This is a genomic window from Pseudomonas sp. AC463 (assembly GCF_979253585.1).
Genome location: NZ_CEEDDZ010000462.1, coordinates 1 through 288, shown reverse-complemented (window position 1 = coordinate 288; position 288 = coordinate 1). Strand labels below are relative to the sequence as shown.

General features: G+C 46.2%; 1 protein-coding gene. It reads right to left on the bottom strand.

Features of this window, described 5'->3' with window-relative positions:
* On the bottom strand, positions 1-288 hold a 288-nt coding region (locus AC0IYH_RS30980; protein ID WP_471838017.1), incomplete at both ends, for a hypothetical protein.

Here is a 288-nt window from a genome sequence, read left to right as displayed (position 1 = left end):
CTATTGGCCGTCCCGGCTGGAATATCCTAGCCTTGAAACTAGCTGATAAATCACACCATTCAAGCAAATAAACATAGAAACCTTTTGACAGTGCACGGAGGTACCGGCCCAGCCCCTCTCCCTTTGTACGCGCCCAAACAAAAGCATGCGCATTACCAAAATTGTTCGGATCTCTTGTTATGAACGTTTCTACATCAAGTAGTATTGCTGACTCCCCCTCAACCCCCTTGGGAATATACTCGATAATCTGGTCAAAAAGACTTTCAACCACCATGCCTTCGGCAATAC